Here is a 17,318-nt window from a genome sequence, read left to right on the forward strand (position 1 = left end):
GGCGTAAACGCCTTATCCGGCCTACGGGATACACATTGTAGGCCCGGTAAGCGATGCGCCACCGGGCAAAACGCCGGATGGCGGCGTAAACGCCTTATCCGGCCTACGGAATACACATTGCAGGCCCGGTAAGCGACGCGCCACCGGGCAGAATCTTAGTAGTAAGAGTGCTCGCCGCGCTGGTGTTCGGTCAGATCGCGAACGCCTTTCAGCTCAGGGAATTCATTCAGCAGCTGCTTCTCGATCCCTTCTTTCAGGGTCACATCGACCATCGAGCAACCGTTACAGCCGCCGCCAAACTGCAAAATGGCGTAGCCTTCGTCGGTGATCTCCATCAGAGAGACGCGACCGCCGTGACCGGCAAGCTGCGGGTTGATCTGCGATTGCAGCATGTACTCCACACGTTCCATCAGCGGCGCATCATCAGCAACCTTACGCATTTTGGCGTTTGGCGCTTTCAGCGTCAGCTGAGAACCCAGCTGATCGGTGACGAAATCAATCTCGGCATCTTCCAGATACGGCGCGCTCAGTTCATCAACATAAGCGGTCAGAAGGTCAAATTTCAGGGCAGTGTCGCTTGCTTCCACGGCGTCCGGCGGACAATAAGAAACGCCGCATTCAGCGTTAGGCGTACCGGGATTGATCACAAATACGCGGATTTGTGTCCCTTCTTCCTGATTTGCCAGCAGTTTGGCAAAGTGCGCTTGTGCAGCATCGGAAATATGGATCATAGTAATGGCCTAATAGTTGACTATTTTACTTGGTTATAATACGCCCATCATCGAGGCTCTACAAGGTTCGACACAGGCACCATACCTGGACAGTCGCCGCGCCGTTGCGCAAAAGCAGCTGCGCGATCTCCGCGACGGTACTTCCGGTAGTGACGACATCATCCACAATGACCATATGGAGTCCCTGTACCGGCAATTCAAGGCGAAACGCATTTTTCAGGTTATGTTTGCGCAATCGGGCGCTGAGATGGTGCTGAGTGGCGGTGGCGCGAAGGCGCGTGACGCTTCGGCTGTCCCAGCCGCAGCCCAGCCAGCGCGCCAGGGGGCGACACAGCAGATCGCTTTGGTTAAATCCCCTGCGCCAGTGACGGCGCTGCCAGAGCGGCACGCTGACTAAGCGATCCGGTAGCGGAAGCGTCGATGCGCGGTGCGCGTGTAAGACTTCCAGCAACAGCAGGCGTGAAAGGGCGGCGGCGACGTCGCTGCGGCGAGAGAATTTTAGCTGGTGGATAAGTAAACTCAGCGGCGGTACGTAGTCGCTGACCGTCACCAGACGCTGCCACGGCGGGGGTTTTTGCAGACAACGCCCGCAGGGAATGGCGGTGTGCGCAGCGGGTAATCCACACTGCGGGCACAGACTGACGCGGCGACGCGCCGCTCTCGTGCAAACCGAACAAATCCCCCAGTGACTCAACGCCAGCGGCATTCGGCATAGCCAGCATAATCCCGGTACTGTTAGCATATGTTCATCCTTGTTAGCCAAAAGAGAACAGTAACTGATGAATGACATCTGGTGGCAGACTGAAGGTCAGGGAAATTGCCATCTTGTGCTGCTGCACGGATGGGGACTGAATGCGGAAGTGTGGAATTGCATTCGTGAGGAACTCAGCGCGCATTTCACGCTGCATCTTGTCGATTTACCCGGATTTGGCCGCAGCCAGGGTTTTGGCGCGATGTCGCTGGAGCAGATGGCGGAGCATGTGCTGAAACAGGCGCCTGATAAAGCCGTCTGGCTTGGCTGGAGTCTGGGAGGGCTGGTGGCGAGCCAGGTGGCGTTAACCCATCCTGAACGCGTTCAGGCGCTGGTGACTGTCGCGTCATCGCCCTGTTTCAGCGCTCGCGAAGCGTGGCCGGGTATTAAGCCGGATATCCTGGCGGGATTTCAACAGCAGCTCAGCGAAGATTTCCAGCGTACGGTGGAACGTTTTCTGGCGCTGCAAACGTTAGGCACCGAAACCGCGCGTCAGGATGCCCGCACGCTGAAAAGTGCCGTGCTGGCGTTGCCGATGCCGGAGGTTGCGGTACTGAACGGTGGGCTGGAGATATTGAAAACGGCCGACCTGCGAGAGCCGCTTAAATCGCTGACCATGCCGTTCCTGCGTCTGTATGGTTATCTGGATGGTCTGGTGCCGCGCAAAGTCGTGCCGATGCTGGATGCCGCATGGCCGGAGAGTGAATCGCAGGTGTTTGCAAAGGCCGCCCATGCGCCGTTTATTTCGCATCCCGGCGAATTTTGTCAGGCGTTGATGGCGTTAAAGCAGAAGATATAATTATTGTCTATGCAGTGCCGGATAGCGGCGTAAACGCCTTATCCGGCCTACATGTTAGCTACCGTTCGCCATCCGGCAGAACGTTAACGCAACGTCCACCACTCCCGGAGACAGGCTTTTCCTTCCGGGCAGCTTTTGCAGCTACCGGACAGGCAGCCGTCGGGATCTTCCTGAATCCGCACGGCCCTGCCCATATTCTCCAGTTGATTCAGCATCGCGTCGATCATCGGCTGCGGCGTATGCAGCGTGCGGCTAATCTGCATTGCCTCCATACGCCCCTGCAAAGCCAGTAAATCACGAACCTGAATAAGTGACGCCATTGTTCTCAACCTCAGTGACAGTTACCGACAGGGCTTGCGCAGCAGGCGCTGGCCGTTTTACGCGTCGCCAGCAGTTCGATATCCACCCGGCTGCGGGCGCGCCGTAACAGCCCCAGCACCACGATGTTAAACAGGATGACCGCCAGAATGCAGACCAGGCTATAGGTCGGATGCTGGCTAAAGCTTGCAACCTGATAGAACAGGGTAGACAGCGAGTAGGCGATATTCAGCCCCCACAGAATCGAGAAGCTCATCCAGCCGCGGCTGGACTCACGCGCGATAGCCCCCATCACCGAGATGCACGGTACATACAGCAGAACGAAAATCAGATAGCTGTATGCGGCAGCGGCGCTGCCAAACTTCGCGTCCATCACGCCCATCGCCCCGGTCGCCATTTCACCGTCGCCTTTGCTGGCTTCGATTGGGTTAGCCAGTACGCTAAGGCTGAAGGTGTCTTTCAGGCTTTGCCAGGTTTCATCGACCGCGCCCAGCAGCTCGTCGCCGAGATGGAAGTCAGCCGGGTTAAACTCTTCTTCCTGAATATTTTCAGCGGTATAGAGGGTGTTCAGCGTCCCCACCACCACCTCTTTCGCCATTGCGCCGGTGAACAGGCCAACGGTCGCCTGCCAGTTATCTTCATGAACGCCAATCGGTTTAAAGACAGGCGTAATCACGCGGCTGATGGACGCGAGCGCAGAGTCGTTGATGTTATCGACGATTTTTCCGCTCAGGGAGAAGCTGTTAAATGCGCTGAGGAAAATACTGACGATGATGATGACCTTACCGGCACGCAGCACAAAGCCTTTCAGGCGTTGCCAGGTCTGGATCACCAGGCTTTTGATGTGCGGCACATGGTAGACCGGCAGTTCCATCACGAACGGAGAGGCTTCGCCGCGCATAATCGTGTGTTTAAGCATCAGGCCGGTCAGTACCGCCATCACGATACCCAGCACATACAGCGAGAAAACCGCCAGCGCGCCGTTTTGCCCAAAGAACGCGGCGGCAAACACGGCGAAAATCGCCAGACGTGCGCCGCAGGACATAAACGGCGCCATCATAATAGTCATCAGGCGTTCACGCGGTGCGTCCAGGGTACGGGCGCCCATTACGGACGGGACGTTACAGCCAAAACCGACAATCAGCGGCACGAACGATTTACCCGGCAGCCCCAGCGCCTGCATCAGACGGTCCATAACGAACGCCGCGCGCGCCATGTAGCCGGAGTCCTCCAGGAAAGAGAGGAACAGGTACATCATGCCGATCTGCGGCACCAGCGGCAGAACGGTATTGATACCGCCGCCCAGCCCCTGCGCGAGGAAAATGGTGAGCCAGTCCGGGAAGTGCAGCGTGTAGCCGATCCACTGAATGCCGTGAATAAAGAGCGCCACGGAACCCACGTCGAACAGCGGTTGCAGCGCGCCGCCAATGTTAATGGCGAGCAGGAACATCAGGTACATGACGAACAGGAAAATCGGCAACCCGAGGAAACGGTTCAGGATGACCTTATCTACCGCTGCGGTGAAACGGCTGGGTTCCGCCGTCAGGGTGTTGCTGACCACGTCGCAAATCGCGGCGATGCACTGATAACGCGCATCGGCGATGTGCAGCGCCGGGTCATCCATCTCTTTGCTCAGGCGAGTGAGCGACGCCTCAAGGTTTTGCGCGGCATTACCGGCGTAAACGCGGCTGTAGATATCGCCTTCCAGCATCTGCAAGCCTAGCCAGCGGCGCTGTTGCGCCGGCATATCCGCCGCCATGACGTCGGCCAGCGATTCGGCCTCGCGCAGCAACGGCTGAGCATAATGTACCAGCTCAACGTTTTCGTTTTCTTTATAGCGATCGATAGCCAGTTTCAGGGCTTCAATCCCACGGCCACGCGTGGAAACCAACGGCACAACCGGGCAACCAAGGCGTGCGGACAGCGCGTCGATATCAATGCGAACCTGCTGTTTCTCCGCGATGTCGAGCATGTTGAGCGCCACAATGCAGGGAATGCCCAGCTCAAGCAGTTGCAGCGTCAGGTAGAGGTTGCGCTCAAGGTTAGAGGCATCCACCACGTTGATCAGCAGGTCTGCGTCGCCGCTCAGAATGTAATGGCAGGCGATTTGTTCGTCGAGGGAGGTTTGTGACGAAATGGTGGTCAGTGAATAGGTGCCGGGTAAATCGACCAGCGTGACCTGATGGTCGGTTGTTGCGAACTGACCTTCTTTGCGTTCAACGGTAACACCCGCCCAGTTCCCCACACGCTGACGCGCGCCGGTGAGCTGGTTAAATAATGTTGTCTTGCCGGAATTTGGATTACCAATTAAACCAATGGTTAATTTTTTCATTTTTATAGACTCACCGAATTAACAGGAAACCGCTTCCACTTCTAATAACGCCAGATCTTTCTTACGTAATACCAGGCTCACGCGGCGAGTTTCGATATGAATAGGATCGCCTAATGGGGCGACGCGCACTACGTTAAATGAAGAACCTGGCAACATGCCGAGTGAAAGCAGTTTCTGACGATATGCCGGGCTGATTTCATGGGAAAAGCCGGTAATTTTCCACGCCGTGTCTGGAATGAATTGCATAGGGGGCCTACTTGTTTCTCGCTAACTGGACGTATACCTCATGCGCGCTCAGAAGGCGGCATAAGACCAGATGATTAGCCAACGAAAGAAAGATTAAATAATCAACAAGACAATGATAATGAGAATGGTTTTTATCATCAATGATTAAAATGTGACGGAATGTAGAAATGGATAATAAATTGAGTCAGTTTTGACATGGCTCAACATTTATTCGTCTTAAAAAGAACGTGTTGATTTAAACATTATTCAGCGTTGCTAATGTTTAATTAAGGTTTCATCTGTTAATGAATTGATAATTACCAGTGCTGGCAACAGGCGGGTAATGAATTAAGCAATTTAATTCGTAAGATTTAATTGTTAATTTCAAATATAACGGCCGGATGGCGGTATAGATACCTCATCCGGCCTACAAGCATAAGGCTTGATTAGCGTTTTTTACCCATTGCGGCCGCCAGCGCGTCCATCATGGCGCTGTTGCCCGCAGGCTGCGCGTCACGACCACGCGGCTTCGCCGCTTTTGCCGCCGGGCGGTTGCCCTGGGCGCGATCGTTGCCGCCGCCGCCGCGACGGGCGTTGGTTTCACCCGGCTGCTCGTCCAGACGCATGGTCAGCGCGATGCGCTTACGTTGCAGGTCAACCTCCAGCACTTTCACCTTCACGATGTCGCCCGCTTTCACCACGGTGTGTGGATCTTCGACGAACTTATTCGACAGGGAAGAGATGTGCACCAGACCGTCCTGATGTACGCCGATATCCACAAACGCGCCAAAGTTGGTGACGTTGGTTACGGCGCCTTCAAGAATCATGCCCGGTTGCAGATCGTTCATGGTTTCTACGCCATCAGCAAACTGCGCGGTTTTGAACTCTGGACGCGGGTCGCGGCCCGGTTTTTCCAGCTCTTTGATGATGTCGGTAACGGTTGGCACGCCGAATTTGTCGTCGGTGAAATCCACCGCTTTCAAATTGCGTAGCTCGCTGCTGTTGCCCATCAGCGCTTTCAGCGCCTGTTGGGTGGCGGCAAGAATACGCTCGACCACCGGGTAGGCTTCCGGGTGAACGGTAGAGGCATCCAGCGGGTTATCGCCGTGGTTGATGCGCAGGAAGCCCGCGCACTGTTCAAAGGCTTTCGGCCCCAGACGGCTCACTTTCAGCAACTGCTGGCGGTTCTGGAACTGACCGTTTTCATCACGCCAGGCGACGATATTCTGCGCCATCATGCGCGTTAATCCTGCCACGCGGGTCAGCAACGGTACGGACGCGGTATTGAGATCGACGCCGACGGCGTTTACGCAGTCTTCCACAACGGCATCCAGCTTACGGGCAAGCTGGGTCTGGCTGACGTCGTGCTGATACTGGCCGACGCCGATGGATTTCGGATCGATTTTCACCAGCTCCGCCAGCGGGTCTTGCAGACGACGGGCGATAGAGACTGCGCCGCGCAGCGAAACGTCCAGATCCGGGAACTCCAGCGCCGCCAGCTCGGAAGCGGAATACACCGATGCTCCGGCTTCGCTGACGATCACTTTCTGCGCCGTCACTTTCGGGAACTGTTTCTGCACGTCGAGGAAGAAGCGCTCGGTTTCTCGCGATGCCGTGCCGTTACCAATCGCCACCAGCTCAACGTTGTGTTTTTCGCACAGCGCGGCAACCGCCACCGCAGCTTTAGCTGCCTGACCGGTATGTGGATAAATGGTGTCGGTGGCGACCAGTTTACCGGTGCCGTCCACTACGGCGACCTTCACGCCGGTACGCAGACCCGGATCGAGACCCATAGTCGCGCGCAGGCCAGCAGGCGCCGCCATCAGCAGATCGTGGAGGTTGCGGGCAAAGACGTTAATGGCTTCATCTTCCGCGCGTTCACGCACGGTGCCCATCAGTTCGGTTTCGAGATGCATCAGGACTTTTATACGCCATGTCCAGCTCACCACGCCTTTGCGCCAGCTATCCGCCGGGGCGTTGTTCAGACGCAGGCCGAGGTGATCCTGGATGATCTGCTCGCAGTGGCTCTCTTTGGGCGGCTCATCGAATTGCGGGTCGGCATTCAGCGACAGTTGCAGCACGCCTTCGTTGCGGCCACGGAACATCGCCAGCGCACGGTGTGAAGGGACGGTGGCGATCGGTTCGTGATGATCGAAATAGTCACGGAATTTCGCCCCTTCCTCCTCTTTGCCGCTTACGACGGTCGCGACCAGGTGGGCGTTCTTCCACAGATAATCGCGCACTTTCGCCAGCAGCGCTGCGTCTTCGGCAAAACGCTCCATCAGGATATAGCGTGCGCCATCAAGGGCTGCTTTGGCATCCGCCACGCCGTTGTCAGCGTCGATGTATTTTGCCGCTTCCGTTTCCGGGGTGTGGGACGGGTCTGTCCACAGCAGGTCAGCCAGCGGTTCAAGTCCGGCTTCGATGGCGATTTGCCCGCGCGTGCGACGCTTGGGTTTGTAGGGCAGGTAGAGGTCTTCGAGTTCGGTCTTACTTAACGTGCCGTTGATGGCGTTAGCCAGCTCATCGGTCAGCTTGCCTTGCTCGGAAATGGACTTGAGAATGGCCTGACGTCTGTCTTCCAGTTCACGCAGATATCCCAGACGGGTCTCCAGATTACGCAACTGCGTGTCATCCAGCCCGCCGGTGATCTCCTTACGATAACGTGCGATAAACGGCACGGTATTCCCTTCGTCAAGCAGGCGAACGGCAGCGTCTACCTGTTCGGCGCGTGCCTGAATTTCACCTGCGATAATGCGGCAGAAAGAATCATTCATCATGGATTTAGTTTCATCTGAGTAAAAAATCAGGGGATAGTTATACGGATTGACTGGCAAAATTGCCAGTCATCAGCGGGGGCTTCGGATTGTTCCGGCGCTATTTTACGTATTCGATCTCATTAACGTACCAGCTGGCCTCGCCGGCGGGCGTGTGTACTACCGCGAGATCGCCCACTTCTTTTTTCAGCAACGCCCGCGCCATAGGCGAGTCGATGGAGATGTAATCCTTACGACCGAAAATTTCATCGTAGCCGACGATGCGAAAGCGGCGGATATCGCCCTCATCGTTTTCGATCTCCACCCACGCGCCGAAGAACACTTTGCCTTCCTGCTGCGGGGAATAATCGACGATTTTCAGGTTTTCCATGCATTTGGTCAGATAACGAACACGACGGTCGATCTCACGCAGGCGCTTTTTATTATACTGATAGTCGGCATTTTCGCTGCGGTCCCCAAGACTCGCAGCCCAGGTCACTTTTTTGGTGACTTCCGGGCGTTCTTCCCGCCAGAGATAATTCAGCTCGTGTTTGAGTTTTTCGTACCCTTCCCGGGTAATCAGGGGCGTTTTCATCTCGTTGATTTACCTTTGACTATTTGGCGATGCGCACAATACGTATTACGTGATCGCCGCAGCAGAATAAATAATGTGTCGCAAGATTAATTGTATACTTAAGCTGCTGTTAAATATGCTTTGTAACAATTTAGCCTGGAATTTATACCAGAATTCGCTGGTGACAAACGTAAGCTTTTTTAAGAATACACACATTCAATTGTTGCGAACCTTTGGGAGTAAAACAATGCAAGAGAATTATAAGATTCTGGTGGTGGATGACGATATGCGCCTGCGCGCGCTACTGGAACGTTATCTGACCGAGCAGGGCTTCCAGGTTCGAAGCGTGGCAAACGCCGAGCAAATGGATCGTCTGCTGACCCGTGAGTCCTTCCACCTTATGGTACTGGATCTCATGCTGCCTGGCGAAGATGGCCTGTCAATTTGCCGCCGTCTGCGCAGCCAGAGCAACCCTATGCCGATCATCATGGTGACGGCGAAGGGCGAAGAAGTGGACCGCATTGTGGGTCTGGAGATCGGTGCCGACGACTACATTCCGAAGCCATTCAACCCGCGTGAACTGCTGGCGCGTATTCGCGCTGTGCTGCGCCGTCAGGCGAACGAACTGCCGGGCGCGCCTTCGCAGGAAGAAGCGGTAATCGCCTTCGGTAAGTTCAAGCTGAACCTCGGCACCCGCGAAATGTTCCGCGAAGACGAACCGATGCCGCTCACCAGCGGTGAATTTGCGGTACTGAAAGCGCTGGTCAGCCACCCGCGCGAACCGCTCTCCCGCGATAAACTGATGAACCTGGCGCGCGGTCGTGAATACTCTGCGATGGAACGCTCCATCGATGTGCAGATCTCCCGTCTGCGCCGCATGGTGGAAGAAGATCCGGCGCATCCACGTTACATTCAGACCGTCTGGGGCCTGGGCTACGTCTTTGTACCGGACGGTTCTAAAGCATGAGGCGAATGCGCTTCTCACCGCGAAGTTCATTTGCCCGCACGCTACTGCTCATCGTCACCTTGCTGTTCGTCAGCCTGGTGACGACTTATCTGGTGGTGCTGAACTTTGCGATTCTGCCGAGCCTCCAGCAGTTTAATAAGGTTCTGGCCTACGAAGTTCGTATGCTGATGACCGATAAGCTGCAACTGGAGGACGGCACGCAACTGGTGGTGCCGCCTGCGTTCCGCCGGGAAATCTATCGTGAGCTGGGGATTTCTCTCTATTCCAACGAGGCTGCCGAAGAGGCCGGGCTGCGTTGGGCGCAACACTATGAATTCTTAAGCCATCAGATGGCGCAGCAGCTGGGCGGCCCGACGGAAGTGCGCGTTGAGGTCAACAAAAGTTCGCCGGTGGTCTGGCTGAAAACCTGGCTGTCGCCCAATATCTGGGTGCGCGTGCCGCTGACGGAAATCCATCAGGGCGATTTCTCCCCGCTGTTCCGCTATACGCTGGCGATTATGCTGCTGGCGATAGGCGGCGCATGGTTGTTTATTCGTATCCAGAACCGACCGCTGGTCGATCTTGAACATGCCGCGTTGCAGGTGGGGAAAGGCATGATTCCGCCGCCGCTGCGCGAGTATGGCGCGTCGGAGGTGCGCTCTGTGACCCGCGCCTTCAACCATATGGCGGCGGGCGTGAAGCAACTGGCTGATGACCGTACCTTGCTGATGGCGGGGGTGAGCCACGATTTGCGCACACCGTTGACGCGTATCCGCCTGGCTACCGAAATGATGGGTGAAGAGGACGGCTATCTTGCGGAGTCCATTAATAAGGACATCGAAGAGTGCAACGCCATTATCGAACAATTCATCGATTACCTGCGTACCGGTCAGGAAATGCCGATGGAGATGGCCGATCTGAATGCCGTGTTGGGTGAGGTTATTGCGGCGGAAAGCGGCTACGAGCGGGAAATTGATACCGCGCTGCAACCGGGCAGTATTCAGGTGAAAATGCATCCGTTGTCGATTAAACGCGCGATCGCCAATATGGTGGTCAACGCCGCCCGTTATGGCAATGGCTGGATCAAGGTTAGCAGCGGTACGGAACCGCATCGCGCCTGGTTCCAGGTTGAAGACGATGGGCCGGGCATTAAGCCGGAACAGCGTAAGCACCTGTTCCAGCCGTTTGTGCGCGGCGACAGCGCGCGCAGCACCAGCGGCACCGGGTTGGGTCTGGCGATTGTGCAGCGTATTGTGGATAACCATAACGGTATGCTGGAGATTGGCTCCAGCGAGCGCGGTGGGCTTTCTATTCGCGCCTGGCTGCCGATTCCGGTCGCTCGCGTACCGGGTTCGACGAAAGACGCATAAGAAAAGGGAGGCGAAATGCCTCCCTTTTCGTTTTTCAGCGCCCGGTGGCGCTACGCTTACCGGGCCTACAACAGCGTATGCTCCGTAGGCCGGATAAGGCGCAGCCGCCATCCGGCGTGTTTTTTTACAGCTTCGGCCCGGCGCTGACCAGCGCTTCACCGGCTGGGGTATCGGTGTATTTCTCGAAATTCTCGACAAACAGTTTCGCCAGCGCGGTGGCTTTTTCCTGCCACTGTTCCGGTGACGCGTAGGTGTTACGCGGGTCAAGAATACGTGTCTCTACGCCCGGCAGCTCGGTCGGGATCGCCAGGTCAAACATCGGCAGATTAAAGGTTTCCGCATTATCCAGAGAGCCGTTCAGGATGGCGTCGATAATCGCGCGCGTATCTTTGATGGAGATACGTTTGCCCGTGCCGTTCCAGCCGGTGTTTACCAGATACGCCTGTGCGCCGGATGCCTGCATGCGTTTGACCAGCACTTCAGCGTACTGCGTCGGGTGCAGCGACAGGAACGCCGCGCCGAAGCAGGCAGAGAAGGTTGGCGTCGGTTCGGTAACGCCGCGCTCAGTACCGGCCAGTTTAGCGGTAAAGCCAGACAGGAAGTGGTACTGCGTCTGGTCAGCCGTCAGGCGAGAAACCGGCGGCAGCACGCCGAAAGCGTCGGCAGTCAGGAAGATGACTTTGGTTGCATGACCCGCTTTTGATACCGGCTTAACGATGTTATCGATGTGATAAATCGGGTAGGAGACGCGGGTGTTCTCGGTTTTGGAACCATCGTCGAAATCAATGGCGCCATCTTCGCGAACGGTGACGTTTTCCAGCAGCGCATCGCGACGGATAGCGTTGTAGATTTCCGGTTCGGCTTCTTTAGACAGCTTGATGGTTTTCGCGTAGCAGCCGCCTTCAAAGTTAAACACGCCGTCGTCATCCCAGCCGTGTTCGTCATCGCCGATCAGACGGCGTTTCGGGTCGGTGGAGAGGGTGGTTTTCCCGGTGCCGGAAAGCCCGAAGAAGACCGCGACGTCGCCTTTCTCGCCCACGTTGGCGGAGCAGTGCATGGAAGCAATGCCTTTCAGCGGCAGCAGGTAGTTCATGACGGAGAACATCCCTTTTTTCATTTCGCCGCCGTACCAGGTGCCGCCAATTAACTGAATGCGTTCAGTCAGGTTGAAGGCCACGAAGTTTTCAGAGTTCAGCCCCTGTTCCTTCCACTGCGGGTTGGTGCATTTCGCGCCGTTCATCACGATAAAGTCTGGTTTGAAATCCACCAGTTCTTCGTCCGTAGGACGGATGAACATGTTTTTGACAAAATGCGCCTGCCAGGCGACTTCCGTGATGAAGCGAACGGAGAGACGGGTATCCGCGTTAGCGCCGCAGAAGGCGTCAACGATGAACAGGCGTTTGCCGGAGAGTTGCTGAGTTACCAGCCCTTTCAGGTGCTGCCAGGTTTCCTGGGACAGCGGTTTGTTGTCGTTCTTGCCTTTGCCTTTGTCGGACCACCAGAGCGTGTCACGCGTGGTGTCGTCACGGACAATGTATTTATCCTTCGGCGAACGTCCGGTAAAGATACCAGTATCAACGGCAACGGCACCCAGATTCGTTAATACGCCGCGCTCGTAACCTTCCAGAGTAGGATCAAGTTCCTCCTGGTACAGCAGGTCGTAGCTGGGGTTGTAAACGATATCCTGAACGTCATTGATACCATAAGCCTTGAGATCTTGCGGGGTTAAGCTGTTAACGCGCATGTCACTACTCCTTAGCCAATATGTATTACCTGAAATTGTAGGGTTTTTTAGGGTTTGTTAACCGCGACGAGGCTCATAGATTTACGTATCTGGACAAAATCACGATTGACCGAAAACGCTGTGACTCCTGTCACGAAGCGGCGCTTATTATGGCAGAGAACCCTTTTTTGTTGTGGAAAATGTTCTTAAAACGTTAAAAATGAGTGTATTCTGCGGGAATGTTGTGAGTGTAATCGCATTCATGTAAGAAATTTACGAAACTCTTACATATAAAATATCGATTCACCACGAAGGAAAAAATGAACAAAAAGTGCGGAATTTTGCGGAGCAGGCCGGATGACAACGCGGATGCGTCTTATCTGACCTGTAAATGAGTAAGCCTGATGAGCGATTCGCCATCAGGCCTTTTACCGGTGATTAATGCACCTGCGGGTCGGCAGGGGAGGCGTTGTTGCGGATTTCCGCAATGTCCATCGCGTTGAACAGATAGTGGCTGCCGCAGTAATCGCAGTGCATATCGATCTCGCCTTCTTCCGCCAGGATGCTGTCCACTTCTTCATCCGGCAGCGTTTTCAGCGCGCCCGCACAGCGTTCACGAGAACAGGTACACTTGAACTCAACGTCCTGCGGGTCGTAGAGCGTGACCTCTTCTTCATGGTACAAACGCCACAACACATCGTTAGCCGGAAGGGTCAGCAACTCTTCGGTTTTGATGGTTCCGGTCAGCGTCGCCAGGTGATCGAAGTCGTCTGCCTGCGCGTTCTGCGCGGGCATTACCTGTAGCAGCATTCCGCCCGCCGCCGGTTTGCCTTCCACCTCGCCAGTGCGGATGAACAGGCGTGTCGGCAACTGTTCGGAACGCAGGAAGTAATCTTCCAGGCACGCCGCCAGCGTGTCGCCTTCCAGACCGACCACGCCCTGATAACGCTCGCCTTCTTCTGGTGTAATGGTGATCACCAGATAGCCGTTGCCCACCAGCGTTTTCAGATCCGCGTTTTCCGGCACTTCGCCCTGTACGCGAGCGACGCCGCGCATCTGCTGGTTGTTATTGCCGTTGATCACCGCCAGGCTCAGCGGGCCGTCGCCCTGTAGCTGCACGGTAATGTCACCGGCAAATTTCAGCGTGGCGGTCAGCAGGCTGGTGGCGACCAGCAGCTCGGCCAGCACGGTTTTGACCGGCTGCGGATAGGCGTGGTTTTCGAGGATCTGTTGCAGGGTTTCCGATACGGTTACCAGTTCGCCGCGCACGGCAAAGTTTTCAAACAGATAACGATGTAATTGGTCATGTTGCGGCATAATCATCTCTCTTGCGGGTGACAGTCACTCACTGTCGCCGTGTTTAAATCGTAACAGGTCGCGGCGCTCTTTTTTATCCGGTCGCCTGTCCGGGTGCGGCATGGTTAATGCGTTAAGTTTGCGTGCCTGCGCCATTTTTTCGCGTTTTTCCACGCTCTCCGCTGTTTCTTCATACAGCGTAACGGCTTCGCTCGCCGGACGGCGCTGCTCGGTAATGCCTTTAATGACTACCGTCCGCTCGTCGTTGCCCTGGCGCAGGGTCAGCGTCGCATTCAGCTCGACAATCTTGCCCGGCTTGCTGCGCTGCCCGTTATAGTGCACCTTACCGCCTTCAACCATTTCGCGGGCCAATGCACGGGTTTTATAAAAGCGTGCGGCCCACAGCCATTTATCCAGTCGGACCTCAACAGAGGGCTTTTCTTTCATGGCGTCTCCTTCACATCAGTGAGGGGATCAGTCGGCGGTAATCATTCAACGACGGATGGCGTGCATACTGCTTTTCCGCAATGCCGGAGTCGGGATTGGTCACGCCGAGGCAGTAACGAATGCCGAATTGGGCGGCGGCGTCGAGAATCGGTTCGCTGTCGTCGATAAACAGCGTTTTCTCTGCGCTTATTCCCGTTTCTTCAGCCACTGCGTGCCATAACCGCTGATCCTCTTTGGGATAACCAAATGTGTGGGTGGAAAGTAATAAATCAAGGTGTGATGCCAGACCGGTATGTTCCAGCTTCACCGCCAGGTTATGCGGGTGCGCGTTGGTCAGCAGAATGCGGCGTTTACCGCGCGCTTTTAACGCATCCAGAAACGGCACGGTATCTTCGCGCAGCACGGCGCGCGGCCCCTGTGCCGTCGTCATGGCGCAAATGTCCAGACCCAGCCGCTCGCTCCAGTAATCAAGACAGTACCAGTTTAGCGTATGCTGCACGGCATGATACTGCTGGCGAATATAGTCCTGGGCTTCCTGTGCAGTGATTCCCTGCTGTGCGCCATAGGTTTCCGGCACCAGTTTCTGCCAGAAATAGTTATCGAATGCCAGATCGAGCAGCGTGCCGTCCATGTCCAGCAAAACGGTATCGACGTCCTGCCAGGCAATATCAATATGCATGGGAATTCTCCAGATGAGATTGCCGCCAAACCCTGGCGGCTTTTGCCGGATATGCGCTACAGGGTAGCATACCGTGAGCTGTCAGATGAGGCTTTCCGGGGAGGCGATCAGCTTTGGATTCAGGCAGTTTTCATAATATTCCTGAATTTCCGCCATACGGGTGCGGTTACGCTGATAACGTCTGAACGCCTGAATGCCGTTGTAAGCGGCGCAGCCCAGCATGGTGAGCATCAGCAACGTCGTGCCAAGGTAGCGCCATAAACCGGAACGATCCGGGATGCGGTGCAGGCCGATGTGCTGCGTGCCGTTGGCGTCGGTGTAGACACGGGTGACGATCCCTTCGGCGCTAAACGGCGTTTGCATTAACATCTGCGCCAGGCGCTGGAATGCGCCCCACTGTTCCTGCGCAGGGTAATCGTACAGGGACATCGACGGCCACGGCTGATCAACCAGATCGCTGCCTTCATCGCTGATAATCAGGAAGCCGCCCGGCGCGGGGCTGTTAAGCGCCTGTGCGGCGCGCGCGGTTTCACGGGAGATAAACGGCGCGGTTGAGGTCGTCACCAGGTTATCGAGCGACTCCGCGCTGACAGGGCGCAGCAGAACGTTCACGCCGTCAAGTTTGCCCGCATTCGCGCGTTTGACCAGCGCGGCCCAGTTTTTGCTGTTGCCGAGGTTCACCAGCGCGTTTTTCAGGCGCACGCATTCGTCTTCGGCGGCGCACAGATCGGCGGTCTTTAATACGATGTCGCCGAAATCATCCAGTAATACCATCCCGGACTTTTGAATCGCCGAACGCAGCGACGCGCTAACGCGGGAGTCATCTTCCGGCTTCGGGTGCAGCTGGCGGTTGATGGCCTGGGTCAGCGCTGTGGCTTTGTTGACGAGATCGGACTCGGGCAGCGGCAGCGTCCGCGCGTCATTCCAGATGATTTGCGAGCAATCAAACGGCATAAAAGGGGAGTTCGGCTGCGCAGTCCAGCTGCCAGGCTGATGGATATTACACATGCCTTTGCCGCTCAGATGCAGCGTATCGCCCACGCGAACTCCGGCGTCGTGGAGCTGTTTAACGCTGGTGGCCTCAATGGTTTGCGCGCCTTTCATCCACGACAAAGTGAATTTGATCGGCATATCCAGCGGGATCCAAAAGAGCAGCATAAACAGCACCAGCAGCGATCCGCCCGCAATAACGGCGCTACGCAGCCAGTGTTGCAACGGGAAATTTTTCACCTCGTCATGCAGGGAGAGAAAACGCCCTTGCCGCGCGACGTGGCGATCCAGATAGATGTCAATATCCGTTTGCTGCCCGAGATCCTGTGCGATATAGGGTTGCCAGTGGGCAGGGTAAATCAGGTCAATAATCCCCAGCGAAATATTGTTGATCTGCTCCTGATCGTTTTCGCCAAACAGCCCCCAGCGACGCGGGGTTCCCCGCAGGCAGTGAATCTCCCGCAGCGAGGTTTTAGATGGCGGAGCGAACAGCCCCCAGAGACCTGCGGCGAGCAGCAGAATTGCGCCACCCGCAATCCACGGCACGAAGACATCCGGCGTAATTAAGCAACAGAAGAACAGCAGGAATGAGGCCACAATCAGCGATGCTTCGCGCAGCCCCGCAGGGCGGCTGAGCGCATACTCTTCGTGAGTTTCCTGACGAATGTTCAGCAGTTCAATTTGCTCGCTCTCTTCGCCACGAATCGACGCCTGGGTGGAGGAGGTATGCTGTAGCGCATAGCCGCGCGTCTCCTGCATGTACTCCTGCAACGTGTGGCCGTTAAGCGAGATGACCAAAGGAAGCGTATCGGTATGGATCAGCTCAACGTTATTTTCGTCATTGATGTACTGTTCCCAGAACGGCGGCAAATGAACCTCAACGGAATCAAGGTAATATCGCCATTTATTGGGATCGTCGGTCGTAATGCCGTAACGCGTAATGGAATGGGTCAGAATAATGACGTTATTACTCTGGGCATTCAGCGTTAACGACACGGGAGCGGTACTGGCGCCTGTCGGCCCCGGCACCTGCTGAATCTGACTGAGGTTGTCGAGATAGTTTTCAACCGCACTGCGCTCTTCCGGCGTTAGCTTGCGCGTCGCGGCGTCTGAAAAGGCGCTGATCCAGGGCAGATTCTGCCGCCTGGCTCTTACTCTGAGTAGCCATCCTGCCAGTAGAGAGCAGGCCAGCAAAGCAGCTAAGAAAATCAAAATGGTGCTCATGCTTTCCCCATCTTACTAAGTCTGTCAGGCGTGGTCAGTCGCACCCTGTCGAATAAATGTGATGCTGTGGTTGGCTATCGGCAAGCGTGGAGTTGAACTTGAGCATTTTTACGCGCATCCCAGTGAACGCGGATCATAGCAAACCCACCAAAAGCGG

15 protein-coding genes are annotated in these 17,318 nt (G+C 55.9%); 3 read left to right on the top strand and 12 right to left on the bottom strand.

Features of this window, described 5'->3' with window-relative positions; translation table 11 throughout:
* Positions 1–155 precede the first annotated feature (155 nt).
* Both nfuA and gntX read right to left on the bottom strand, forming a co-directional pair.
* On the bottom strand, positions 156–731 hold the full coding sequence (gene nfuA / locus OGV67_RS20110; RefSeq protein ID WP_012135521.1) for a Fe-S biogenesis protein NfuA: 576 nt from the start codon (positions 729–731) through the stop codon (positions 156–158).
* A 58-nt stretch (positions 732–789) separates the two neighbouring features.
* Positions 790–1,473 (bottom strand): DNA utilization protein GntX, encoded by a 684-nt coding sequence (gntX, locus tag OGV67_RS20115; protein WP_112001448.1) that lies wholly within the window; start codon positions 1,471–1,473, stop codon positions 790–792.
* Positions 1,474–1,510: 37 nt separating this feature from the next.
* Between gntX and bioH the strand changes: the two genes are divergently transcribed.
* Entirely contained in the window at positions 1,511–2,281 is a 771-nt protein-coding gene (gene bioH / locus OGV67_RS20120; RefSeq protein ID WP_047460677.1) for a pimeloyl-ACP methyl ester esterase BioH, read from the top strand.
* Positions 2,282–2,364: 83 nt separating this feature from the next.
* On the opposite strand, the gene feoC is transcribed toward bioH, so the two are convergent.
* The 5 genes from feoC to greB all read right to left on the bottom strand — a co-directional run bounded on the left by feoC (position 2,365) and on the right by greB (position 8,507).
* Entirely contained in the window at positions 2,365–2,601 is a 237-nt protein-coding gene (gene feoC, locus OGV67_RS20125) for a [Fe-S]-dependent transcriptional repressor FeoC (RefSeq protein ID WP_012135518.1), read from the bottom strand.
* 11 nt (positions 2,602–2,612) lie between these two features.
* On the bottom strand, positions 2,613–4,931 hold the full coding sequence (gene feoB, locus OGV67_RS20130) for a Fe(2+) transporter permease subunit FeoB (RefSeq protein WP_115614350.1): 2,319 nt from the start codon (positions 4,929–4,931) through the stop codon (positions 2,613–2,615).
* An 18-nt stretch (positions 4,932–4,949) separates the two neighbouring features.
* A complete protein-coding gene (gene feoA, locus OGV67_RS20135; protein ID WP_012135516.1) occupies positions 4,950–5,177 on the bottom strand; it encodes a ferrous iron transporter A in 228 nt (75 codons plus the stop codon).
* A 425-nt stretch (positions 5,178–5,602) separates the two neighbouring features.
* Positions 5,603–7,936, bottom strand: a complete 2,334-nt coding sequence (locus tag OGV67_RS20140; protein WP_110493717.1) for a Tex family protein — start codon at positions 7,934–7,936, stop codon at positions 5,603–5,605.
* Positions 7,937–8,033: 97 nt separating this feature from the next.
* Complete coding sequence (gene greB / locus OGV67_RS20145; RefSeq protein WP_012135514.1) at positions 8,034–8,507, bottom strand: transcription elongation factor GreB; 474 nt, start codon at positions 8,505–8,507, stop codon at positions 8,034–8,036.
* A 226-nt stretch (positions 8,508–8,733) separates the two neighbouring features.
* On the opposite strand from greB, the gene ompR reads away from it, so the two are divergent.
* Both ompR and envZ read left to right on the top strand, forming a co-directional pair.
* On the top strand, positions 8,734–9,453 hold the full coding sequence (ompR, locus tag OGV67_RS20150) for an osmolarity response regulator transcription factor OmpR (RefSeq protein ID WP_001157751.1): 720 nt from the start codon (positions 8,734–8,736) through the stop codon (positions 9,451–9,453).
* Positions 9,450–10,802, top strand: coding sequence for a two-component system sensor histidine kinase EnvZ (gene envZ / locus OGV67_RS20155; protein WP_012135512.1), 1,353 nt, complete (start codon positions 9,450–9,452; stop codon positions 10,800–10,802). Before ompR ends, envZ begins: the two co-directional genes overlap by 4 nt.
* A 124-nt stretch (positions 10,803–10,926) precedes the next feature.
* Here the strand turns inward: envZ and pckA are convergent, their stop codons facing one another.
* The 5 genes from pckA to igaA form a co-directional block, all read right to left on the bottom strand.
* Positions 10,927–12,546: a phosphoenolpyruvate carboxykinase (ATP) gene (gene pckA / locus OGV67_RS20160; protein WP_071259361.1), complete on the bottom strand. Its 1,620-nt coding sequence runs from the start codon at positions 12,544–12,546 to the stop codon at positions 10,927–10,929.
* 417 nt (positions 12,547–12,963) lie between these two features.
* Positions 12,964–13,842 carry an Hsp33 family molecular chaperone HslO gene (gene hslO, locus OGV67_RS20165; protein ID WP_024131015.1) on the bottom strand — a complete coding sequence of 293 codons (879 nt, stop codon included), beginning with the start codon at positions 13,840–13,842 and terminating at the stop codon, positions 12,964–12,966.
* Between the two features lie 24 nt (positions 13,843–13,866).
* On the bottom strand, positions 13,867–14,268 hold the full coding sequence (gene hslR / locus OGV67_RS20170) for a ribosome-associated heat shock protein Hsp15 (protein WP_012135509.1): 402 nt from the start codon (positions 14,266–14,268) through the stop codon (positions 13,867–13,869).
* 10 nt (positions 14,269–14,278) lie between these two features.
* Positions 14,279–14,947: a GMP/IMP nucleotidase gene (gene yrfG, locus OGV67_RS20175; RefSeq protein ID WP_012135508.1), complete on the bottom strand. Its 669-nt coding sequence runs from the start codon at positions 14,945–14,947 to the stop codon at positions 14,279–14,281.
* An 81-nt stretch (positions 14,948–15,028) separates the two neighbouring features.
* Positions 15,029–17,161, bottom strand: a complete 2,133-nt coding sequence (gene igaA / locus OGV67_RS20180; RefSeq protein ID WP_047460690.1) for an intracellular growth attenuator protein IgaA — start codon at positions 17,159–17,161, stop codon at positions 15,029–15,031.
* Between the last annotated feature and the right edge of the window lie 157 nt (positions 17,162–17,318).

This window comes from Citrobacter sp. CK188 (assembly GCF_030333525.1).
GTDB lineage: Bacteria > Pseudomonadota > Gammaproteobacteria > Enterobacterales > Enterobacteriaceae > Citrobacter_B > Citrobacter_B koseri.

Bases quoted from the DNA above. Each gene is read 5' to 3' on its own strand.
- gntX (WP_112001448.1), bottom strand. From the start codon at position 1,473: ATGCTAACAGTACCGGGATTATGCTGGCTATGCCGAATGCCGCTGGCG.
- hslR (WP_012135509.1), bottom strand. From the start codon at position 14,268: ATGAAAGAAAAGCCCTCTGTTGAGGTCCGACTGGATAAATGGCTGTGG.
- feoB (WP_115614350.1), bottom strand. From the start codon at position 4,931: ATGAAAAAATTAACCATTGGTTTAATTGGTAATCCAAATTCCGGCAAG.
- feoA (WP_012135516.1), bottom strand. From the start codon at position 5,177: ATGCAATTCATTCCAGACACGGCGTGGAAAATTACCGGCTTTTCCCAT.
- yrfG (WP_012135508.1), bottom strand. From the start codon at position 14,947: ATGCATATTGATATTGCCTGGCAGGACGTCGATACCGTTTTGCTGGAC.
- bioH (WP_047460677.1), top strand. From the start codon at position 1,511: ATGAATGACATCTGGTGGCAGACTGAAGGTCAGGGAAATTGCCATCTT.
- OGV67_RS20140 (WP_110493717.1), bottom strand. From the start codon at position 7,936: ATGATGAATGATTCTTTCTGCCGCATTATCGCAGGTGAAATTCAGGCA.
- feoC (WP_012135518.1), bottom strand. From the start codon at position 2,601: ATGGCGTCACTTATTCAGGTTCGTGATTTACTGGCTTTGCAGGGGCGT.
- hslO (WP_024131015.1), bottom strand. From the start codon at position 13,842: ATGCCGCAACATGACCAATTACATCGTTATCTGTTTGAAAACTTTGCC.
- envZ (WP_012135512.1), top strand. From the start codon at position 9,450: ATGAGGCGAATGCGCTTCTCACCGCGAAGTTCATTTGCCCGCACGCTA.
- greB (WP_012135514.1), bottom strand. From the start codon at position 8,507: ATGAAAACGCCCCTGATTACCCGGGAAGGGTACGAAAAACTCAAACAC.
- nfuA (WP_012135521.1), bottom strand. From the start codon at position 731: ATGATCCATATTTCCGATGCTGCACAAGCGCACTTTGCCAAACTGCTG.
- ompR (WP_001157751.1), top strand. From the start codon at position 8,734: ATGCAAGAGAATTATAAGATTCTGGTGGTGGATGACGATATGCGCCTG.
- pckA (WP_071259361.1), bottom strand. From the start codon at position 12,546: ATGCGCGTTAACAGCTTAACCCCGCAAGATCTCAAGGCTTATGGTATC.
- igaA (WP_047460690.1), bottom strand. From the start codon at position 17,161: ATGAGCACCATTTTGATTTTCTTAGCTGCTTTGCTGGCCTGCTCTCTA.